Here is a 22,966-nt window from a genome sequence, read left to right as displayed (position 1 = left end):
TACGAAGATGGATGGCAAAGAACCATATATCAGACAACAGGAAGAAGGTGAGAACCTGTACTCACGCCTGCAAAAAAAGACGTTGGAAGAAGTGCAGCGCCTGTCGGGAAAAGTATGGACGGACTTCAACGTCCATGATCCCGGTGTGACGTTGGCAGACATAGCCAACTATGCATTGACGGAAACAAGCTACAAGCTGGGCTTCGATTTGGCAGACTACCTGACAGGGGAAGGTGAAAACTTCAACCCGAAGCGTTTCGGCCTCTTCCCTCCCGGCGAAGTCTATACCACGGCTCCCGTCACGACAGAAGATTACCGCAGGTTGTTCTTCTCCCATATCCCCGAACTGGAGAATGTATGGGTAGAGTGTGACCCGGCTACCGGTGGTTACACCGTCAAGATCGTTCTTCCTCCTTTTAATAAAGAAGTAAAAAGTGAGGCCTTGGTGGAGAGGGTTCAGATGGTCTACAACGAACACCGTAACCTGTGCGAATATCTTAACCAGGTCATTGTCGTGAAACCCGAAGAACTGGAGTTTCATGCGAGATTCGAAATCGAGCCGGGACAGGATGCCACCCTCATGCTGGTAGAAATCTATCAGATCATCCTGCGTTATTTATCCGGTGCAGTGAGTATCTCCACCCCGGAAGAACAGGAAATCTCCGGCATGCCGCTCGAAGAATGGCTGGAGGGTTCAGACGATACCGTACGTGTTGTAATCCCCCGGCAGCAGAATACCGAATATGAACTGTATAATAAACTCTGGCAGGTGAAGGGCATCAAATCGTTCAGCGTCTGCTATCTGATGAAGAACAACGAGCCACTGACCAATTTCTCCGGAGGATATAGTCTTAAAATACCCCGCAAGAAAGACGATTTGAAGGTAGATATTTATTGCGGATGTTCTCAGGTACAGGTTGATATGGAGAAGTTCACAAAACAATTAAGTGAACTTTATAATACTAAGGTATATATCCCGGAGGAAAAACGGAACTATCAATGGGCAGGCTTGAAAGGCACTAACCACGACATATTCACTCACTACCCCATCGCCCGGGATTTCCCGGCATGCTACAACCTCTCCCCGGATCGGAAGCCTCTTACTTCCTTCGAGGCCTATCTTAAACTGTACGATCAGACAATCGAGCAGGGATTGTCTGAAGTAAAAAAGTTGGATCGTCTACTCTCCATTGAGGCAAAAGATATAGATTACCCGGTCTCCCATAATATATATGCACTAAAAAGCCGCTATATGGATTTCCTCGACCAGTTGTACTGTGTGGAAAGCCAACCGGCATGGATGGAGGAATTTGATAACTATGGTGAAACAAAAGAAGAAATACTGCGTCGCCGTGCAGGTTTCCTCCGGTATATCGCTTATCTGATAAAGAATCGCGCCCAGGCAAGGAATATTACCGATTCGGATGGAAAAGAAAATGTAGCAGTGGCGAAAGAATGGTTCTGCCGTCTGCTTGGCATCAGTTGGAACGAGAACCGTTCGGTAGGAAACGTTCTGGCCAGCCATAATCTTATGTTGATGAAAACAAACGGAAAAGGAAAAATTCCACGAAACTTCATAAACGCCAGGCTGATCGATGAACGAATACTCGAAAACTGCCATATGGAACCTATTGTTCATGAAAAGCAGCCGGAAGACGAGAATGAAAAATTCGAACAATACAGCAGGTTACGCACGGAACTGCCTGTATTCAACCAGAACTTTATCAGTAGCGGCCTGTTCCGGGGAGGCATTTTCCTGGATAATTACCGGCTCGTGCTAGCCGATGAGAATGAGTATATGCTGGTATTCCGCAACCGGGAGGAAAATATCTGGATGAACCTCGGGCGAACCAATAAAAAGGTTGAACTGAATTCGCTTGCCAACATCCTGCGCTATTACCTGCAGGAACTCAACCATGCATGTGAAACGCTCTACATCGTCGAACCGGTGCTTTCCAAATCCCATCCGTTCACACTGTCGCTCGTATTGCCCTCGTGGACGGCTCGCTTCTGGTCACCTCGTTTCCGCGAAGTCTGCCGTGATTTGTTGCGTTCCATATTACCCGCCCATCTGAGTGGTACGATTTACTGGTTGAATATTGCCTTCATGCAGGAGTTCGAAGACTGTTACAGACTGTGGCGACAGGCGCTGGCTAAACAATATATGGATGACGTAGAGATGCTGCAGGATACGATGAACGGAATATTAAAAAAGGTAAAGGATAAAGATAAGAATACACTGGATGATACGTATTGACAACATATCGTTTGGGTTCACTGCAGTAGATGAACAGTTTACATACGGATTGTATGCCAACTGGGACAACTTTTGCCATGCCTGTGTGGAAAAAGTGGTTGAAGAATGCCTGTCCGTTTATGATAAGGAAAAGGTACTACATGAGATAGAACTACTCGATCTCGATCTGGGCGATATCCTGGAAGAGGATTTCTACCAGGAGTTTCCGCGTAGGCTCCGGGATAAATTACAGAGAGCCTTGCCTTTGTTGAATATATCTGCCGGAAACCGGGAAGAAAGTACCGGTATTTCCCGGTTGCAAAACCTGCTTTTCTATCTGGAGTACGGCTATCCGAAAGCGGAATGGTCGGACGAAAGTTTCAACCTGGCAGAAGAACTGGAATGGATAGCGACACAATCATCAACCTGCATCAATAAGATATCGAAGTTGTGTCTGAATAAAGAGAATGCTCTGCAGCGTCTGTTCTGGCAGGCGGATAACGAAGAGGTATTTCTCCGGCTTTATGTCGCTGCACTTTCCGAACCCGCAGCCACCCTACATGAGAAACGCCGTTTCCTGGTAAGGCTTTTGGTGGCAAAGCCAGATATTCCCATACGTTTCATCCACGAAGCGGAAAATGATACCGCACTACTAAGTATGGCAGAACTACTCGATACCATATCCGTCCAACGGATCATGGAGGTTGAAGCCGGAGAACACGCCGAAGTCGATCTTCCGCCCTACTGGCATTACCTGTACGAGTGGCTTATCCGGTATTATCCGTTCAATGGTCTCGTTATCTTCGGCGACAAGAGCGATTTTATCCGCCACTTACATCATCGGTTGCTCACGTTTATCCACAAGCAAACCTATTCGTTCTACTTCTCCAAAGCGGAATTGACTGTCGGTTTCCTGCTGGAAGTATTCAGTTCTACCGATTATATAGAAGTATTAAATGCAATCTACGACCAACAGCCGCATAATCCCGATGGCTCGCCCATGCATGACAGCTATTTCAACCGGGAACTGTACCGGATATTTCTGAACCTGTCGCTCCTTCGGTTACCGCTTGCAAAGGAAGGAAAAGAAATACCGTCATCAGAAAAGGAGGAAAACCGCTATCCGGCAGATATCTCCACCCTGGCTGCTTTCCTGAAAGATACACAGCGAAGCGATACAGACAAGCGGATATTGATTACTCTGTATGCAAAAAAGAATCCGGAGAAACTGACACATTGGCTACAAACAGTAGCAGTCAAAGAGGATGCATTAATTTCTACATTGACAGAGATAACCAGTATGGCTATCATAAACCAACTGCTTGTTTCCATTTCATTCACTGCAATGGCAATGGTGGAGCAAATGAGAAGTTATCTACAAAGCCATGCACCGAAGATCGACTGGCTGAATGTGGTTACCAGTGTTCAATTGGATTTTACCATTCGAAAAGCTGTGCTTCTCTGGATAGGCAACGGATGTCAAGGCAAAACCGAAGCGGATAATATCAGGCAACTGTTACGATGGATCTATCGGATTATTACAGATACCGACAATGAAGATGCCATCGAATTAGTAACGACAGAACTATATCTGGCGGAGAAAAGTTGTAAAGACAAGGAACACCGCGAAAGCGATTTTAATATCCTTCAAACATTGCTGGAAAGTTGTTGGAATACTGATAAGGGGTTTATCAATTGGCTGGAAGATACAACAGTTTCTCAGGACAGCAAACGGGAGTTGTTGCAAAAGATGGCTGTAGAAAAGCCTCTGGACTGGATTCATTTGCTCCGAAAACAACCCAAAGAGAGCAAAATGATTCCTCTCCTTTCTGCCGATATCTCTGTATCTCAACTCTTGCAAAGCATTACGCGGGTGAATTTTTATCAGGCATCGGTATTGTTACAGACAATGCAATGGATACAGGACAAAATAGACGATTACCCTTTCCTGACCAGAGGAAGTATGGTTCTTTCAACAGCTTTTTCGCAAGCCCTTCTACTCTATATGCAAGACACAGACACATTAGGTAAAAGAAGTTTTACAAAGGAAGAAACAGAACACAAATTTCTGTCGTATTTGTATCTTGTTTATACAGGAAAATCGAATAGAACACCGATAACACAGCTTACTGAAACATCGAATATGACGGAAGGAATGCGCTCGTTCGCACAACCGCTTCCTACCCAGCAAGAGAAAACTGAAGTTGAAAGAAAAGAAACAACACATATTGTTAAACAAATATTAAATGTTATGGAAGAAAGATCTTATTTTAATGAAGAAGAACAGAGAGAAGTTCCCAATAACTTCTTTATCACTAACGCAGGGCTTTGTCTGTTTAACCCGTGGTTTCCACGTTTATTTGTTATGCTTGATTATTTGGACAAAGATAAGAAAGCATTTAAGGACACGGCATCGCAAATCCGTGCTGTATTCCTGCTGCAATACCTGACCTGTCTGGAAGAAAAGACATATCAGGAAATGGAACTGGTGTTTAACCGCCTGCTTGTCAACCTGCCGATGCACATCCCACTACCGAAACAGTTAGAATTGACCCAAGAAGAAAAGGATACGGCCGAAAGTTTGATCAAGGCAGTAAAAGCAAACTGGAGGAAAATGGACGGTACTTCTATGAGGGGTTTTCAGGAAACCTTTATTCACCGCAACGGGCGGTTGGAACAGCAGAAAGAAAAATGGTTACTGACCATAGAAGAGCGGGGATATGATATCTTGCTGGAATCTGTTCCATGGTCATTCAAACAGATCCGTTATCCCTGGTTGGAAAATTATATACAAATTATCTGGCACGATAAGCAAACGTTTTAAAACAGATTTTGTACAACAATAAACAACATCAGGTATGAAAACAGAAAAAGCATATCAGGAAAAGACAGCCCGCACCATCCAGCAAAAACTGGATGGTAGCGGATCTTTGCAATTTGTCGACAACCGCTCAATGAATCTACCATTGCAGCGGATTGGCGAAGACGAGGACGACACACTTCAAGGCAAATTCGACAAAGCGATCCAACTAGAGGAGGACGAGGACGAATCCTTGCAAATGAAACCGAACAATACCGGACTGCCCGATAACCTGAAAGCCGGTGTGGAAAACCTTTCAGGCTATTCCCTGGATGATGTAAAAGTACATTATAATTCATCCCAGCCGGCTACAGTACAGGCCCTTGCCTATACGCAAGGAACGGATATCCACGTGGCTCCGGGGCAGGAACAGCATTTGCCCCATGAGGCCTGGCATGTAGCCCAACAAATGGCGGGGCGTGTAGAACCAACAACGGAAGTCGGAGGAATGCCCGTCAACGACAATGCTGGCCTGGAACATGAAGCGGATGTAATGGGTTCAAAGGCTAACAGCTTGTAAGATAAGGAAAGGATGAACGAATATATTGTTTGGTTCAATCAGGTATTGACGGTTGCCATACAGCACTATTTCCAGCAGGAGTGTGAATACACTTCGCTGGAACAGATTCGCCTACCCTCCAACGGTTGGATGGAAAAAGTGGCAGATGTACAAAAGATTACCTTTCAGGAGCGGATTGTCGTGATGCTGGCATTGATGCCACACATCTGTCCGCAGATACTGGATATCTTTTTTGTGCAGAACAAGAACTTCGACCGTCAATACACAGAGTTTGGCGGTTGGAAAGGCTTGTCGCATGGTGGCTTTCTTCCTACCGGAGAAACGGCTGTATTCGTTATTGCAGGGGAAAATACGGACAGGCGGAAGGCTGTCATCGAATATTTTCAGAAGGATCACTGGTTCTATACGAAAAACATTCTCCGTCTGGAAGGTGCCGGTGAAGGGGAACCGTTCCTGAGCGGACAATTGCGGATATCGGAAGAGTTTCTGAGCCGTGTCTTACTGGATAAAGAATATAAACCGGACTATAATATCGGTTTTCCCGCCAAACGCATTACTACGGAACTGAACTGGGACGATATGGTACTGGATTACCAGGTGGCAACCGAGCTGGAAGAGATCAATACCTGGATCTCTTCCGGCAAGACCATCATGGAAGACTGGGGATTGTCCCGTATCCTGAAAGCCGGATACCGTTCATTGTTTTATGGGCCGCCGGGCACGGGAAAGACATTGGCAGCAACCCTGCTCGGTCAAAAAAATAATATGGATGTTTACCGGATAGACCTTTCCATGATCGTATCCAAATATATCGGGGAAACAGAAAAGAACCTCGCCAGAGTATTCGATCTTGCCGAAAACAGGAACTGGATCCTTTTCTTTGATGAAGCGGACGCCCTGTTCGGTAAACGTACCTCTACCAACACTTCCAACGACCGGCATGCCAATCAGGAAGTCGCTTATCTTTTACAACGGATAGAAGATTTCCCCAGCATGATCATTCTGGCAACAAACCTGCGTTCAAATATCGACGAAGCATTCTCCCGTCGTTTCCAGTCAGTGATCTATTTCCCGATGCCAACGGAAGAACTGCGTGCGGAAATATGGCGGAAGATGTTGAAAAACTGGCCGGGTGGTGTAGATGAAGAACTAATAATCATGGCAGCCGGAACAGAACTCTCAGGAGGTGCTATTACCAACGTAATCAGGCGATGTGCGTTGTCGCTGGTAAATCAGAAGGATAAGTCTCTCAATAAATCTATATTGAACAATGCGCTACAGAAAGAAAAGCTGAAATTATAGGCCAGTAACAAACATAAACCCTAACAAATAAAAAGCGTTGAAATATTACTACTTCAACGCTTTCTTTATTATTCCGTGACCGCGACAGGATTCAAACCTGTAACCGGCTGATCCGTAGTCAGCTACTCTATTCAGTTGAGCTACGCGGCCAATCTTTATATTTCTGTTTAAACTTTAATTCGGATGGTGACCGCGACAGGATTCAAACCTGTAACCGGCTGATCCGTAGTCAGCTACTCTATTCAGTTGAGCTACGCGGCCAATCTTTATTTCTGTTTAAACTGTAATCTCGAATGGTGACCGCGACAGGATTCAAACCTGTAACCGGCTGATCCGTAGTCAGCTACTCTATTCAGTTGAGCTACGCGGCCATTGTTTCGTGATTGCGAGTGCAAAGGTAGTGTTTTCTTTTAAACCTGCAAGACTTTAGTACATCTTTTTTTCAATTTAATCTAACATTTTTGGATTGAAGATCAGGTAACCGATGTTCAGCCCGAAGTTGAAATTCTTTGCCGGATAACTATACCCATTGGCATACAGACTGATAGAGGCAAAAGGTAATTGAAGAACCAGAGCAGCCTCTCCCATGTACTTAAATGAATGAAGAAATTTTCCATAATAAGGAACCGCTATATAAGGGTTTTCCTCATTGATTTCTTTCTTTATTTCATACAAAGGGGCAAAACCATACAAGTCCAGACGGAAATGCAGTAATTTGCTAAACTTATAGATCGGTGAAACACCTGCTGCAAAATATTGATTAGCCCGGAAAGCCTCATTAAAAACAATCTGGCTATGCGGTGTAGGCGTGAATGCCGGGGCCTGCAATACCGATGCCGTATAGTTGTTCATCAGGTTTTTGCTGGAGATAACCAATTCACCCTGAAATCCCAGGTTAAAACGATTACTTAATGTTTCATAGTGCTGCCACTCCCCTTTCAATTGTAACCAGCTATGTACTTTTTTCCTGATCGACTGGCTCTGCGATGTAGGGGAAGGATCATAATTTTCTGTCCCTGTAACATACTGGGCTATCAGGAACTGCTTCCGCCCGGATATCGGATACTGTTTGGCATCCAATGAATTTCGCTCTATACTAAGCGAACCGCTGAACAGGTTATACCAACTGTGGTCAAATTTAGAATTAGGGAACAACATGTTATTACTCTGAAAATAGTAATCATTTAACTGTCCGTATGCAAATCCGATTTCAGACTTAGCCCGGTTCAGGAACGGGAATCCTAACTTAATTTTCGTATACAATTCTTTTTGCTTGATGAAGGCAGGCAACACATCTTCATAAAACAGCGATTGGCTTTCCTGATATCTCTTATCGGAATAGACTCCTTGCCAGTTCAGGTAAGTCGGGATCTTGGTTTGCAGATAAATTCGTCCGCTCAGCATAATCCCGCTGAAAGAGTTTCCAACTTGGAAATTAGCGTTTACGTCGGCTGCATAACGTCCCAGATATTGATAACCCAATCCCAGGAACAGTTGGTTTGCCTGATGCGAGGATATATTTCCCCCAAAACCGACAGTGATCTCTTCTTTCATTTTAACGTCCAGATAAAGATCAAACTTCTTTTCCCTGCGATTGTAAACCGCATGCGGCATAATCTCCCTGATCTTTGAAGAAGTAAGCATTTTAAAATAAGCCCGTTTGAACTCTTCCATCGAGAATTCATGGTTCATATCACGATGCAGCTGTGCTTCGATATATTTTCGTTGCGATTCAGAAACGCCTGTTACATATATATTCTGAAAGATCAACGGAGGCAAACTTTCCTTATAAGCCGCCCTTCGCATATTGACTTCTGCAAGCGGAACTCTGCGGGGAACCCTTTGTTTGATAGAGTCTATCATCCCCATAGTACGTTTATAACCTATATCCATCAACTCTTTGGCCTTTTGGAAGTCGAGCAATGAAACTGTCGGGAAACTGAATTTTACCATCATGCCATCTTCCTCGGGTACATCGTAATCCGTCTTTTGCATGATCATCGTTTCCAGCTGGTTGTATGCATTGTTTGACGGCTTATTATTCCCACCGGCAACAGTCGATCCGAAGATAAAATCCGGATGGAAAGCTTCTTTCATCGGGCCTACCGGGAAGTTGTCGTAAATACCGCCATCAAACAGAGGAATACTATCTTTCCAGATAGGCTGGAAAAAGAATGGAAAGGTCATTGAAGCACGCACCGCATCACCCAGATCACCGTTCTTGAATATGATCGCTTTCTTACTATAAATATCGGAAGCTACACAACGGAACGGGATAAACAGATTGTCGAAATTCCATCCGGCTTTCGCTGTCGCCTGAGAGAAAAGTGCCATGAATGCCTGATTCATCTGGATCGGATTGATAAGGCTCTGCGGCAGGAAGTTTGCTTTTATCTGTAACGAATCAGTCATGTCGATAGAGAAATGGCCGAATTCGGGAGTCGGATCAGGTCTTTTAAAATAGTATTTATATTCATTCTCCACTGTCCCGGTCTGCCAGTAGCCGAATTCTTCAGACAACATCAACTCCAGCATCTCTTCAGGAGAATACCCCATAGCATATAAACTGCCAATAATGGAGCCAATGGATGTACCGGCTATATAATCGATAGGTATGCCATTTTCTTCGAGGGCTTTTATGACTCCTATATGTGCAGCACCTTTTGCTCCTCCACCACTTAAAACCAATCCTACTTTTTGTGCGTTGACCAGTTGTAAGAATATCAACAAAAAGGTTACCAGAACAGCTACTTTCTTCATACTTACTTCTTCTCTGTTTACATCTTCAAAAGTAAAGTTATTTTCTCATATTACAAGGAGAGTCGGTCGCTTATTGTGTTAAGAAATAGTGTTTCGATAGCGAATTATTATGAAATTCAATAATAATCAAGAAATATTTGAAATATAAATGATACATTTGCCAATGAAATTATAAAGGGTAGAATAATAAAATCGTTATGGGAATACTCATTGTGACAGATCTTTTTCTCTTGATGTTTGCTCCGGAAATAAGCGTTTATATTTCGGTCCTTCTAGTCTTATTCATTATAATAATCTTACTACTATCTACAAATCGCAGGCTTACTCGTGAGAACAAAGCGTATAAAGTCCGATTGTCGGAAGAACAGGAAACCGGCAAGGAACATCCTTTCAGCCTGGATATCCTGGATAATCTTCCTTTTCCCGTTTTTGTAAAGAATATAGATGATAATTATAAATATACCTATTGGAATAAAGAAGCAGAGATACAATCCGGTACCAGGCGCGAAGAGGTTCTTGGAATTTCCGATATCGAACTCTACGGTGCCGAACGGGGCATGAAATATCGCAAAATAGATGAAGAACTAATCAGTAAAGGAGAGAATTACAGGGCAGAAGAAGAATATACAACTCCCGACGGAGTATCACATAATACCATAGTAAGTAAATCGATCGTCTCCCATGGAGGAAATCGTTGGCTCCTGGTTGTCCGCTGGGATATTACACAAATGAAGGAATATGAGAAGAAACTTCTCCAGGCTAAAGAGGAATTGGAAGAAGCAGCCAAAACCCAGAACATGGTACTCAGCAGCATAAACTTCGGATTGATCTATACGGATAAAAATTATAAGGTACAATGGGAATCAACAGCCAATCTGAAAGGGATCGCCAAAGGGCGGCAATATACTCCCGGGAAAATCTGTTATGAAACTGTTTTTGGACGTAAGGAGCCTTGCCCGCGCTGTGCTTTAAGCGAGGCTATAACTAAAAAAGAAGCTGTCCGTCATGAATTTACAGAAGAAGATACAACCGTTGAAATCAGTGCCATTCCTATTTTTGACGATACCGAAACCAATATCCTGGGCGGATTAATGAAGATAGAAGATATCTCCGACAAGAAAAGGATCGAGCATCTGATGTATGAAGTCAAAAAGGCGGATGAAGCCAATCGCCTGAAGTCTGCGTTCCTGGCTAATATGAGCCATGAGATCCGTACTCCTTTAAATGCAATCGTCGGTTTCTCCAATTTACTGATAGAGACAGAAGATCCGGCAGAGAAACAGGAGTTTATTCATATTATATCAGCTAATAACGAGCTTTTGCTTCAGTTGATCAATGATATTATCGATATGGCAAAGATCGAGTCCGGCTCGCTGGACTTCCTATACACCCAAACTGATGTCAATGAACTGATGGAAGATATTTGCAGTCAGATGAAACTTAAAAACAAATCGGATGCAATCAGCATTTCTTTCGATCAGAAACTCCCCCATTGCGTGATCGAAACAGATCCGTACCGTTTAATGCAGGTAATAACCAACTTCTTTACCAATGCGTTAAAGTTTACAGAGAAAGGTTCTATTTCATTCGGTTATACTTTGGATGAACTTGCCGGAGAAATCCGTTTCTATGTAAAAGACACCGGAATAGGCATACCTGAGGATAAACAAAAACAAATCTTCGATCGCTTTGTAAAGTTAAACACTTTCGCACAAGGTACAGGCCTGGGCCTTCCTATCTGTGCAATGATCGCAGAAAAATTCGGAGGTAGTATCGGCGTAGAGTCCTGTGTAGGAGAAGGTTCCCTGTTCTGGTTGAAAATTCCTGTGCAGAAACCTTAAGAATTCCAAAGGCTGCAAACCCAAAAGGCTGTTTATGTGTTTTCTTTTTCATACTTTTGCAACCTAAAACACAAAACAGTCGATGTTTAAACATGTAATAGTTTTCGCAGGAGTTATCCTGCTTGTTTCTGCTTTGCCCGGGAAGGCACAGAATACAGTGCCGTCCGATACTGTCCCTAAAGAGGTTGTTATTATTGATGGACAGCAGTTGAATGAGAAACAGTTGAAGCGTTATCATAAACAGTTACGCAAAGATTCTATCCGTGCACAAAAGAAGATATGGTGGTCTGTCCTGGGAGGGCCTTCTTATACGCCAGAAGCATCTCTGGGCGTTGGTGGTGCAGTGCTGGCCAGTTTCAGACTGAATAAGAATGATACCATCTCGCAACGCTCCTTTCTGCCGGCAGGTATAAATCTTTCATTGAACGGGACAATCGTCGTGGCGGGTGCCGGTACTTTCTTCTTCAACCAGAACAAATTCCGCATTTATACCAGTTACGGATACAGGAACGAACCTGCCCATTATTACGGTAAAGGGTATGAAACGATCGAGCATGTCGACAGAAGCGACTCCACGACCCGTTATCACCGAAGTTACTTCCAGTTGTATCCTCGTTTTGTCTGGGAAATTCGTCCTCACTTCTATTTAGGAGGACTATTCGATATCAACTACACCAAAGCTTCGGATATTAACCCGGTGATGGATAAAGATCCTTATTTCAATGAATTCAAACTAAAATATCTGAATGTAGGCCTCGGAGGTTTGATACAGTACGACACGAGAGACGATGTGGCAACTCCGACAAAAGGGGTATTGTTAAGCGGAAACTTCAAAGCTTTCGGAAAATATTTCGGAGGAGCATACAATTACGAAATACTGGAACTAGAATACCGCCACTTTGCAAATGTCTTTCGCCCGCGAAGTACGCTGGCTTGGATAGCAAAAAGCCAGATCGGTATGGGGGATGTTCCTTATTCCGAATTGCCTTCATTCGGCTCCCCTTTCGACCTGCGCGGATATTATTGGGGCAAATACAGGGATAAATCGATGGCCTATGGCATCCTTGAATACCGTCATATGTTCGGTTCCCCGGCAAAATACAGAAGCGGAAACTTTTGGGCTAAATGTGGTTTTGTTGCCTGGCTGGGAACCGGAACGATCGGAAATACACCATTCGATTGGAATAAATGGAAGCTAAACTTCGGCGCAGGATTACGTGTACAAATGCAACCGGGTAAAAACTTCAGGTTGGATATAGGAAAAGAGCCGGGACTCGACGGAGTACAGGTTTATATGAATATGACGGAAGCATTCTAATTAACTTTTTTGCTTTAGCGTTTGCCTTCATCGATCTCTTAAGAGTTTCACCTATTTCGTATGCTTGAAACAAGTGTTTCACCTAGAAGAAACAGTTGTTCCATCATAGTGAAACACTTGTTTCTTCTAGGTGAAACTTTTTCAGGATAAGCACTCAAAATATCCTAGAAGCAATCATTACATAAAAAAGATCCGTTGTCATTAACTTGGAAGTATTGACAACGGATCTTTTTTTATTTGTCTTTATTTAGAACGATAGCTTCATCGAGAAGCGTATGCCTTTACGTTGTATATTCGGGTTATCACGGTAAGTCAGACGCCAGACATAATCGAGGCGAAGGAACTTAAAGATATTCTCTATACCGACTCCGGCTTCCATATAAGGAGTATTACCTAACGTATATGAACCTTCCGGGAACAGATACAGATCTTTACCCCCATAATACGGATTGTTCTTATCAGTCAGATTTCCCCACATTCCGCGGAATGACAATACTTCTCTCCATTTCAGTTTCTTTACCAAAGGAAGACGGTTCAGAATAAGACCGTTCATAAAGTATGTCACATCCCATGATGCATATTCATCACTGATAAACTCCATCGCATTCATATTGGTATATGACTCGGGCTGGATCGTATAGGATAAGTTTGCATTCGGCAGGATCAGCAACGGATAAGGCACCTTGTCCCACACTTTACCCGCTTTACCAATAATATCAAGATATCCGAAAGCAGAGAACCAGAAACGTTTCTGAATACCGATATCCGTACGGTTATAAGTATAATCAGCCCCCAGTACCCCTTTTCTTGCAGTGATATGGCTCAATGTAATTACCGGAGCATCGAAAGTGATCGGATACCGATAGTTACGGGTCTGATAAAATTTCTCATTCGGAGCAAAGCGGAACTTGAATTCCATCTCTGTCATCGAATACGATTTGATCGGTGTGATACGACCGTCTTCCTCTATTCTGTCGAACACGGCATAATCAGTCGAGTATTCTTTTTTATTACGGAGAGTCACGCCATAAGCGATCCCGTTATAATGTTCCCGGTAATATGCCAGCTCTGCATTTCTCAGATAAGTGGCACGGGTGTCTCTCTGACGTTTCCAGGCAAGGAAGATGTTATCCTTGTTGGTGTACATGTACTGCTGTCCCAACTGATTGATATCGTAAGTATATTGTAACCGGAGAGAATTAACCGGAAACTCCTTCCGATATTCCTTTTTATCATTAAAGGAATACTCCACTAATGCATCATACTTCAGTTTTCTGTCAGTCGTTCCGTATGCAGCATATCCTTCAAGGAAAAGACGCTTGCTGAATGCCGTAGTAGTAGTTCCACCCACACGGAAACGGGCACCTTCAATAGCATTACCACTGATAAAAGTATTGGCCGGCCCAAACTCAAACTTATTCTTTACCGGATCGGTACTCGTACCGACATAGCCTGAAGTAAGGATAGTGATAACTTTCTCTGTCACATAAAAGACAGGGACGGCACGCAGTTTAGCCATCAGCTTCTCGACTGTGTTCTGTTTTCGTGTGCCGGCCTCTTCCGGACGGTTGAGATCCCAGAAATCATCCGGTTGCTTATAAGCATTCTGCAAAGTAATCACCGGAGCGCTTTCTTTGAATATATCATCTTTTTCAGGTGGAAGAAACGAATGGTCGCTATAAATATTCAACCTTCGGGCATACATACCCTTCGACTTCTCCGTTAGTTTGAAGTCTACATTTATATCGTCTTTGGTGATAATACGTGTACCGTCTTCCGTTCTCTTGAATGTCTGTTCGATGGTCATTCCGCTGACAAAGTTCAGGTTGATGTTCTTCGGAACATTCAAAATAGCTTTCTGCACAAAGAAAGTGGAGTCGAGTGTAACGAACAGGTGTCCGGTAAAGCCGAAGCCTTCGGAGACGAACGGAACAAATCCCAGGTCGACACATTGCTGCCCGTTTACCTGGACAGTATCGAGCAGATAATATTTGTAGAAGTTTGGCCCCATCGTAGAGAGCGGACTTACAAAACGTTGCAGGAAGAGAGGTATATCGTTCTTGAAGATATCTACTTCCCGGAAAACTTCTCCCAGGAACTGTTGCATGCCATCGCGTGAAAAGATCTCATCCACACCGGCAGCCTTTGCTCCCAGCACGACTCTTTTCTCCACTTTCGGGTCTTTACGGTAAAATACACCTTCTACCTTTTCCTTCTCAGATACCGGAAGGATTGTCTTACCGACATCCAGCGTATCGATATAATCGATAAGGAAGTCGAACTTACCTCCTTTGCCGTTCTCCTTTTTAGGTTTCGGGTGATAATCGTTCATGGCAAATACCATCTTTTCATACTGGCTGTAGCTGAAGTAATCATGATTGCGCGGATCATTACTTTCGCGTTTATCGATCATATTCTTTACGAAAGTAACAGCCGGATTATCTTTCTTGCTGTATTTCTCTTTTGTAGGCCTGATGAATACTTCATTAAGAAGTATACTGGAAGGAGCCAGAGCCACTTTGAAATAGTTCTTCTTCCCGACGGCTACTTTAAACTCTTTTTCTTCGTATCCGAGGTAGGATACGGATAAGGTACGGGCATTAGAAGATGTAGTCAATGTGAATTTACCATCATCATCAGTTGTTGCCCCTATCGTTGTACCTTTAAGTATAACCGAAACATACGGTAACGATTCTCCTGTAATTGAGTCCGTTACAACTCCATTTATTATAGTGTTCTGACCTTTTGAAGCAAAAGCTATTATTACAAATGTCAGAATAAAAACAATCTTTTTCCCCATCACTTTTTATTAACTCTCTCGTTAAGACTCCGCAAAATTATAACAGATTATTCTTTCTTAATGTTCCAAATTGCACCGAATATATTCCAATTGACAACAAATCTCATTAAAAAGACTTTCTGTATAGAATAATTAAAACAATCTTATACTATCAATAACAAAATCTCTTCTTTCCGTTACCGGTATTTTAGGTATTTCTATTAATGTATAACCTGCTTTTTCGTAAACCTCTTTCATTACATAATAAGTATCTATCGCTTCATTAAACAATTGTTTTCGTTCTTTATCCGTACAATATATATCTTCCCAGGGGGGCAGTATAAATACTTGTTTGCTATATCTGTATTTAGCTACTGCTTGTTCTATATTCTCCTTGTCCGGCAACCCGATCAGCGCAGCATAGGCCAACGTATCGGGGATTCCTCTGTCGAAGAATAATATACCATCATTTCCGGCATTAGCCAGATACGAGTCAATGGAACGTTCCAGCATCAATTCAGTATACAATACCGTATCTTTCCACGGAAGGGCTTCTCCGCCTTGTTGCATCTGCTCTTTTATGATTTCGCGTGCAACCTCTTCTACCGCTTTAAATCCCGACCTTTCGAGTTCTTCAATTAGTGATGTTTTACCTGTGCCTGGTCCACCCGTAATAACATACAAACCTGTTTGTTTCAGCATGATTTGTCTATTTAATTATTATGGCAAATTGGAAACTGCAACCCGGAAGAAAAGCAATATTAAACCCGGATTGCATGGACAAATATAAGGGTTTATTTCGTTATGGCTATAAAATCTCTCTTAAATTTAACAATTCACTTTTGTTTTCTCCTACCAATCTTGTTACCTTTGTCCACTGAAAAGGGGGTGCCATACTGTAAACGGGCTGAGATTATACCCTGTGAACCTGATGCGGATAATGCCGCCGTAGGAAAGACAGATAAAGGCTTTTCCCTCCTTTTGCGTGTAATAATGAAAACAGATACAATGTATCGCTATCCGGTAGCACTTACAATTGCCGGTTCAGACAGTGGCGGTGGAGCCGGTATACAAGCAGATATTAAAACATTTTCTGCATTAGGGGTTTATGGCGCTTCCGTCATAACATCGGTTACTGCCCAGAACACACAGGGAGTCAGAGGTATTCAGGCCATTTCTCCGGAGATACTGAAAGGACAACTGGATGCTGTCTTTGAAGATATAACGATCGATGCCGTAAAGATCGGCATGTTACATAATAAGACAGCAGCAGAGATTGTAGTAAACACGATAGATACCTATTCCCCTTCCTATATAGTATTAGATCCGGTCATGATCTCGACCAGCGGCAATAAGCTGTTGCAGGATGATGCCATAGACATTATTGTACGCGAACTCTTCAAACGTACTACGTTGGTAACGCCCAATATAGATGAAGCGGAATTCCTTTCAGAGATGAAGATCACTTCAGAAAAAGAGATGGGACAGGCTGCCGATAAATTACTGGCAATGGGATGTCGTGCCGTCCTGATGAAAGGCGGTCATCTGAAGGGAGATAAAATGACCGATATTTTATACACGGAAGATAGGCCCCCTCTCCGACTTTCGGCAGAAACGATTGAAACAGCGAACGGTCATGGAACCGGTTGTACATTATCTTCTGCTATCGCGGCTTACCTGGCACTGGGAAACAACTTGCCACAGGCTGTAAAATCAGCTAAGGACTATATTACAAAAGCTATTCTTGCCGGAAAGGATGTGAGAACCGGTCATGGACACGGGCCCTTGAACCATTTCTTCTCCCCGGTGCCTTTGATTAAATTAGAAATGAAGGAGTAATGAAACTGATCGTTATAACCACCCCTTATTTCTTTGAAGGCGAAAGCCGGATAATATCCCGGCTCTTCCGGGAAGGAATGGAGAGATTGCATCTACGCAAGCCACAAAGCAATATGGATGAATTGCGTATGCTATTGGATGCAATACCGTCAGAATACCATTCCCGTATCGTCCTGCACGATCATTTCGAACTGGCCATAGAATACCAACTGGCCGGTATCCATCTGAACAGCAGGAATCATACGAGACCGGAAGGATTTAAAGGAAGCATCAGTCGCTCTTGTCATTCTTTAGAAGAAGTACAGGAAAATAGTGAACTGGATTATGTTTTCCTTAGCCCTCTCTTTCAGAGTATATCAAAAGAAGGTTATGGTTGCGGCTTTCCGATAGAGGTTTTACATAAAGCGTCTTCTGATGGTATTATCAATCAAAAAGTGATAGCTCTTGGTGGTATGGACAATACAACTATACCCTTGATAGAACCACTCAACTTCGGAGGTGTTGCAGTACTCGGAGCCTTATGGGGTGATAATCCTTCAGAAAAAGAAACAGGCTCTATTATTGAACGATACAAACAATTAAATATATGGCGATAGATTTCAAATTACATGAACAGGATAAGAAAGGATGTTTTATCCCCCGCGAAAAAGGTGAACGCCTGATGTTCATTACTCACCGTACGTCCAAATATACAGAGTATGAGGAAGTGAAAATGGTTTTAGACGGAGGGTGTTCGTGGGTTCAGCTTCGTATGAAAGATAATATGAATATCTTCACTGCCCGGGAGATATCACAATTAATCTGTGCCCATGAAACGAAATGTACTTATTGCATCAACGATAATATACAAATTGCATTGCGATGCGGTGCAACTGCTGTTCATCTGGGAAAAGAAGATATTACGGTAGCCGAAGCCTGGAAGAAAGCAGACGAATTGCTTTACCCGGACGAGAACTTTTATATCGGAGCTACGGCCAACACGTTTGAAGACATTAGCCGGGCTATCAAACAAGGAGCTTCCTATATCGGATTGGGCCCGTTCCGCCACACGGAGACAAAAAAGAAACTAAGTCCTGTCCTCGGATTGGAAGGATATCAAAAAATAATACAACAATGTAAGGATGCCGGCTATAATATACCGATATTTGCAATCGGAGGTATTTGCCTGGAAGATGTCGGAGCGCTGATGCAAACCGGTATAACAGGTATCGCTGTCTTCGGAGCAATTATCAATGCGGATGATCCTGTGGAAGAGACACGCCGCTTTATTAACGAAATAAATAAATATTAAAATATACATCAATGGCAAACAAGAAGAACACGATGCGTATAACCTATCCGTCATCGGAGAAAATATATGTACCGGGAGAGATCAATAAGATCAAGGTGGGAATGCGCAAGATCAAATTGCTGGATACGGTTACTGTTGAAGAGAACGGTGAAAAGACCTTTAAGAAAAACAATCCGGTGATTGTTTACGATACGAGTGGCCCTTTTTCCGATCCGAAGATAAATATCGACATAACAGCCGGTATTCCACGTATCCGCGAAGAATGGTGCAGCAAACGCAAGGATATCGAACAGTTAAGCCAGTTGTCGTCGGAATATGGCCGTAGCCGTTTGGAAGACAAGAGTCTGGATAAAATACGTTTCCCGAAACATTATCTGCCTTACCGGGCAAAAGAAGGCAAAAATATCACCCAGATGTACTATGCCAAACGCCGTATCATCACCCCGGAAATGGAATATGTAGCTATTCGTGAGAACCAGCAGATCGAAGCATTGGGATTGAAATCATATATCACTCCCGACTTTGTCCGCAAGGAAATTGCAGCCGGCCGTGCTATTATTCCGGCTAACGTTAATCATCCGGAAGCCGAACCGATGATTATCGGGAAAAAGTTTCTGGTAAAGATCAATACCAATATCGGTAACTCCGCTTTGTCGTCAGGTATCAGTGAAGAGATAGAAAAAGCGGTTTGGAGTTGCAAATGGGGGGGTGATACTTTGATGGATCTTTCTACCGGCGATAACATCCATGAAACCCGTGAGTGGATCATCCGTAACTGTCCGGTTCCAATGGGTACTGTTCCTATTTACCAGGCTTTAGAAAAAGTAAATGGGGATGTAGAAGCGCTTAACTGGGAAGTCTATCGCGATACACTGATCGAACAAGCCGAACAGGGAGTCGACTATTTTACGATCCATGCAGGATTATTGAAAAAACATATCGAGCTGACTGCTACCCGTTTATCCGGTATCGTTTCACGCGGAGGTTCGATTATGGCCAAATGGATGCAGATACATGACCAGGAAAACTTCCTGTATACCCACTTTGCCGAGATATGTGATATCTTGAGCCGTTATGACGTGGCAGTATCTATCGGCGACGGTCTTCGTCCCGGTTCTATCTATGATGCAAACGATGCGGCACAATTTGCCGAATTGCATGCAATGGGAGACTTGACAAAGATTGCCTGGGAGAAATTCGTTCAGGTTATTATAGAAGGCCCCGGCCATGTTCCCATGAATAAGATCCATGAGAATATGAAAGAACAGCAATATGCCTGCCACGGAGCACCTTTCTACACATTAGGCCCGCTCACTACGGATATCGCTCCCGGCTACGACCATATTACCTCTGCAATCGGTGCGGCACAGATTGCCTGGCATGGAACGGCCATGATCTGTTATGTCACCCCGAAAGAACATTTGGGACTGCCTAACAAAGAAGACGTGCGTAACGGAGTTGTCGCCTATAAGATTGCTGCTCATGCAGCCGACCTGGCTAAAGGACATCCCGGAGCCCAGGTTCGTGATAATGCCTTGAGTAAGGCGCGTTTCGACTTCCGTTGGAAAGACCAGTTCAACCTGTCGCTCGACCCGGAACGTGCTTTGCAGTACTATAAAGAAAGTGCTGTTACTGACGGTGAATACTGTACGATGTGTGGCCCAAACTTCTGTGCTATGCGTTTAAGCAAAGACTTACACAAAGAATGTAAGGAATAATGATATATTAGCGGGCGGCCGTAATGGCTGCCCCTACTAAACGCTCTGCCAGCGCATATCCTTCCTCATACAGGGCTTCCAGTTTCTCCGTATTACTTTCCGTGCGTCCTACCTCTATCTTATTTTCCGGACGGATCACGAATACTTTCCCTTCCGCTTCCAGCTGATCGATGTAATCGAGTACTTCATTATATCGCTTGTATCTTACTTTAAGCTGTTCACGTATAGCCGGATATTGTTTATAGATAAAGCCGGGAAGATAAAAGTCTTTATCTTTTTTGCGGTATCCTTTATTACGGGTCAAGATAACGACGTTTTTATGGAAACCATCATCAATGGCACGCTGGATAGGTATGGCATCACAAACACCGCCGTCCACCATCGGAATACCGTCCACATACGCCACCGGGCATAATACAGGCAACGAACAGGAAGCGCAACAGATATCTACCAGGCGATTTTTATCTTTCTTTTCTTCAAAATATTCCGCTTTCCCGGTCAGACAGTTACTGGTGACCATCACAAAACGATCTTTCGACTTGAAATAGGTATCGAAGTCGAGCGGATAATCCTGTTCCGGATAGGTATAGAACAGATATTTCATATCGATATACCCTCGGCCACTCAGGAAATGACGCAAGCCGATATAATTGTACTTCTTCAACAGATCTATATTGCTGTAACGCGAACGTCCCCGCTGCCGGGAAGCGTACGAAATGCCATTACTGGCTCCTGCCGATACACCGATCGTATAGGGAAACCAGATATCATGATCCATAAAATAGTCCAATACACCGACCGTGAAGATGGCACGCATCCCCCCGCCTTCCAATACAAGTCCTGTCTGATTATCTACTACCATAATTCATTCATTTAAAAAGCCATTGCTCGGTTCACACCGGACAATGGCCACAAAAATATAATAAATCAGCGATAAAAAAATAGTCTGTTTATAGAATAACTTCGTTCACTAACGGACGATTCAGACGGAAGTCTTCGATATTCTGTAAGGTCGTTTCTGCAATATTTTGCATGGCTTCTTTGGTAAAGAAGGCCTGATGCGAAGTGACGATCACATTATTGAATGACAGCAGGCGTGCCAGTACGTCATCGTCAATAATTTTGTCGGATTTATCTTCGTAGAAGTAATCACCTTCCTCTTCGTACACATCCAGTCCGGCTGCCGAAATCTTCTTTTCTTTCAGTCCTTCTATCAGTGCATTGGTATGGATCAGTTGTCCACGGCCGGTGTTAATGATCATCACACCGTCTTTCATTTTATCGATCGAGCTGTCGTTGATGAGATAACGGGTTTCTTCCGTCAGCGGGCAATGCAGCGAAATAATATCCGATTCACGGTACAATTCGTCGAGTGTCGTATAGGTGATTCCTTCTTCTTCGGCAAATTTATGATCCGGGAAGACGTCATAAGCCAGGATGCGCATACCAAAACCTTTCAGTATTTTGATCAATATCTTTGCGATCTTTCCTGTTCCGATTATACCAATCGTCTTACCGTGCATATCGAACCCCATCAGGCCGTTTAATGAGAAGTTCCCGTCGCGGGTACGCCAGTAGGCCCGATGTATCTTGCGATTTAACGAAAGCATTAATGCCAGTGAGTACTCGGCCACTGCATAGGGCGAATAAGCCGGGACACGTACAACCGGAAGCTTATCTTTTGCTGCTGCCAGGTCTACATTATTAAAACCGGCGCATCGCAATGCCAGAAGCTTGACATCGTTCTCGACCAATGCGTTTATAACCGTTGCATCGGCTGTATCATTGACGAAGATACAAACTGCATCGGCATCCTGAGTCAGAACGACATTGTTGGGATTAAGATGCCCTTTGTAATACCGGATATCATAATTATACTTTTCGTTTACTTTATCGAAAGAAGCTATATCGTACGGTTTAGCTCCAAAAAATGCGATCTTATATGACATATTATTTGTTTTTTATTAAAACAGATTAAATGTACCGAATGTTGAAAAGACAGTCACAATTATAAATAAAAGCACTACTTTTCTACAATGTAATCATAGGTAAATTGCAGATCGATGATTACCGAAGAAGCGGAAGGAGTACGTCCCGAAGATCTGAAAATAACAGGCCCCGCTAAGTATTATTTAGCAGGGCCCGATGAAATTATTCGTTAGAATTTTGTTTCTCTTTTTCCCGTTTCTTTTCTTCCAGTTTGCGATCCCTTATATCTACCCACTTGACAAAAGATAACACGGTTACAATTATAACCGAAAGGATCATATATACATAGATATTCATGACTTTACCTCCTTCTTTTTAGAACTATCAATCAAAACAAATCCAATCATTATTAATAAAAATGAGAAGAATACTCCTAAACTATAGATAACCCATTTATTAATAGGTTCATTTACAATACCACTGAGAATAATTCCTCCAAATACCAATTTAGCAATATCAAGGAAAAACTCTCCTGCTTTTTCTTTTACACTCATAGTAACCGGGTTTTAGTTG

16 protein-coding genes and 3 tRNA genes are annotated in these 22,966 nt (G+C 43.1%); 10 read left to right on the top strand and 9 right to left on the bottom strand.

The window, feature by feature from the left end; all coding sequences use genetic code 11:
- The first annotated feature begins 7 nt into the window (after positions 1-7).
- Genes HMPREF1536_RS20230 through HMPREF1536_RS20215 form a run of 4 tightly spaced genes read left to right on the top strand, consistent with a single transcriptional unit; the run spans position 8 to position 6,918 of the window.
- The gene (locus tag HMPREF1536_RS20230; protein ID WP_028729334.1) at positions 8-2,257 is read left to right on the top strand and encodes a hypothetical protein; all 2,250 of its coding nucleotides are present in this window, start codon (positions 8-10) and stop codon (positions 2,255-2,257) included.
- On the top strand, positions 2,244-5,060 hold the full coding sequence (locus HMPREF1536_RS20225; protein ID WP_028729335.1) for a contractile injection system tape measure protein: 2,817 nt from the start codon (positions 2,244-2,246) through the stop codon (positions 5,058-5,060). The genes HMPREF1536_RS20230 and HMPREF1536_RS20225 overlap by 14 nt, the downstream gene beginning before the upstream one ends.
- A gap of 34 nt (positions 5,061-5,094) precedes the next feature.
- Positions 5,095-5,616 carry an eCIS core domain-containing protein gene (locus HMPREF1536_RS20220; protein ID WP_028729336.1) on the top strand — a complete coding sequence of 174 codons (522 nt, stop codon included), beginning with the start codon at positions 5,095-5,097 and terminating at the stop codon, positions 5,614-5,616.
- A 12-nt stretch (positions 5,617-5,628) separates the two neighbouring features.
- On the top strand, positions 5,629-6,918 hold the full coding sequence (locus HMPREF1536_RS20215; RefSeq protein ID WP_028729337.1) for an ATP-binding protein: 1,290 nt from the start codon (positions 5,629-5,631) through the stop codon (positions 6,916-6,918).
- Positions 6,919-6,994: 76 nt separating this feature from the next.
- On the opposite strand, the gene HMPREF1536_RS20210 is transcribed toward HMPREF1536_RS20215, so the two are convergent.
- The 4 genes from HMPREF1536_RS20210 to HMPREF1536_RS20195 all read right to left on the bottom strand — a co-directional run bounded on the left by HMPREF1536_RS20210 (position 6,995) and on the right by HMPREF1536_RS20195 (position 9,678).
- Positions 6,995-7,068, bottom strand: a tRNA-Arg gene (locus HMPREF1536_RS20210).
- Between the two features lie 34 nt (positions 7,069-7,102).
- Positions 7,103-7,179 (bottom strand) — tRNA-Arg (locus tag HMPREF1536_RS20205).
- A gap of 33 nt (positions 7,180-7,212) precedes the next feature.
- Positions 7,213-7,289: transfer RNA gene (locus HMPREF1536_RS20200), tRNA-Arg, on the bottom strand.
- A gap of 76 nt (positions 7,290-7,365) precedes the next feature.
- Positions 7,366-9,678, bottom strand: coding sequence for a patatin-like phospholipase family protein (locus tag HMPREF1536_RS20195; RefSeq protein WP_028729338.1), 2,313 nt, complete (start codon positions 9,676-9,678; stop codon positions 7,366-7,368).
- Positions 9,679-10,031: 353 nt separating this feature from the next.
- On the opposite strand from HMPREF1536_RS20195, the gene HMPREF1536_RS20190 reads away from it, so the two are divergent.
- Both HMPREF1536_RS20190 and HMPREF1536_RS20185 read left to right on the top strand, forming a co-directional pair.
- Entirely contained in the window at positions 10,032-11,519 is a 1,488-nt protein-coding gene (locus tag HMPREF1536_RS20190) for a PAS domain-containing sensor histidine kinase (protein ID WP_225608024.1), read from the top strand.
- Positions 11,520-11,601: 82 nt separating this feature from the next.
- Positions 11,602-12,837, top strand: coding sequence for a BamA/TamA family outer membrane protein (locus HMPREF1536_RS20185; protein WP_028729340.1), 1,236 nt, complete (start codon positions 11,602-11,604; stop codon positions 12,835-12,837).
- Positions 12,838-13,084: 247 nt separating this feature from the next.
- Here the strand turns inward: HMPREF1536_RS20185 and HMPREF1536_RS20180 are convergent, their stop codons facing one another.
- Together HMPREF1536_RS20180 and HMPREF1536_RS20175 are read right to left on the bottom strand one after the other, a co-directional pair.
- Positions 13,085-15,637 (bottom strand): DUF5686 and carboxypeptidase-like regulatory domain-containing protein, encoded by a 2,553-nt coding sequence (locus HMPREF1536_RS20180; protein WP_028729341.1) that lies wholly within the window; start codon positions 15,635-15,637, stop codon positions 13,085-13,087.
- Between the two features lie 132 nt (positions 15,638-15,769).
- Positions 15,770-16,318, bottom strand: a complete 549-nt coding sequence (locus HMPREF1536_RS20175) for an AAA family ATPase (RefSeq protein WP_028729342.1) — start codon at positions 16,316-16,318, stop codon at positions 15,770-15,772.
- A 291-nt stretch (positions 16,319-16,609) separates the two neighbouring features.
- Between HMPREF1536_RS20175 and thiD the strand changes: the two genes are divergently transcribed.
- The 4 genes from thiD to thiC are packed head-to-tail and all read left to right on the top strand — an operon-like array spanning position 16,610 to position 20,464.
- Positions 16,610-17,455 (top strand): bifunctional hydroxymethylpyrimidine kinase/phosphomethylpyrimidine kinase, encoded by an 846-nt coding sequence (gene thiD, locus HMPREF1536_RS20170; protein ID WP_028729343.1) that lies wholly within the window; start codon positions 16,610-16,612, stop codon positions 17,453-17,455.
- Positions 17,455-18,051 (top strand): thiamine phosphate synthase, encoded by a 597-nt coding sequence (locus HMPREF1536_RS20165; RefSeq protein WP_028729344.1) that lies wholly within the window; start codon positions 17,455-17,457, stop codon positions 18,049-18,051. The genes thiD and HMPREF1536_RS20165 overlap by 1 nt, the downstream gene beginning before the upstream one ends.
- Positions 18,042-18,746 carry a thiamine phosphate synthase gene (locus HMPREF1536_RS20160; RefSeq protein ID WP_044193155.1) on the top strand — a complete coding sequence of 235 codons (705 nt, stop codon included), beginning with the start codon at positions 18,042-18,044 and terminating at the stop codon, positions 18,744-18,746. The genes HMPREF1536_RS20165 and HMPREF1536_RS20160 overlap by 10 nt, the downstream gene beginning before the upstream one ends.
- 11 nt (positions 18,747-18,757) lie before the next feature.
- Positions 18,758-20,464 (top strand): phosphomethylpyrimidine synthase ThiC, encoded by a 1,707-nt coding sequence (gene thiC, locus HMPREF1536_RS20155; protein ID WP_028729346.1) that lies wholly within the window; start codon positions 18,758-18,760, stop codon positions 20,462-20,464.
- A gap of 7 nt (positions 20,465-20,471) precedes the next feature.
- Here thiC and HMPREF1536_RS20150 read toward each other — a convergent pair whose 3' ends face one another.
- The 3 genes from HMPREF1536_RS20150 to HMPREF1536_RS20140 form a co-directional block, all read right to left on the bottom strand.
- Positions 20,472-21,326 (bottom strand): patatin-like phospholipase family protein, encoded by an 855-nt coding sequence (locus HMPREF1536_RS20150; RefSeq protein WP_028729347.1) that lies wholly within the window; start codon positions 21,324-21,326, stop codon positions 20,472-20,474.
- A gap of 88 nt (positions 21,327-21,414) precedes the next feature.
- A complete protein-coding gene (locus HMPREF1536_RS20145) occupies positions 21,415-22,413 on the bottom strand; it encodes a 2-hydroxyacid dehydrogenase (RefSeq protein ID WP_028729348.1) in 999 nt (332 codons plus the stop codon).
- A gap of 333 nt (positions 22,414-22,746) precedes the next feature.
- On the bottom strand, positions 22,747-22,947 hold the full coding sequence (locus tag HMPREF1536_RS20140; protein ID WP_028729349.1) for a DUF6722 family protein: 201 nt from the start codon (positions 22,945-22,947) through the stop codon (positions 22,747-22,749).
- Positions 22,948-22,966: the final 19 nt, after the last annotated feature.

This window comes from Parabacteroides gordonii MS-1 = DSM 23371, assembly GCF_000969825.1.
GTDB lineage: Bacteria > Bacteroidota > Bacteroidia > Bacteroidales > Tannerellaceae > Parabacteroides > Parabacteroides gordonii.
Note: the sequence above shows the minus strand (reverse complement) of the source record. Positions and strands in the feature narration are given on the sequence as shown.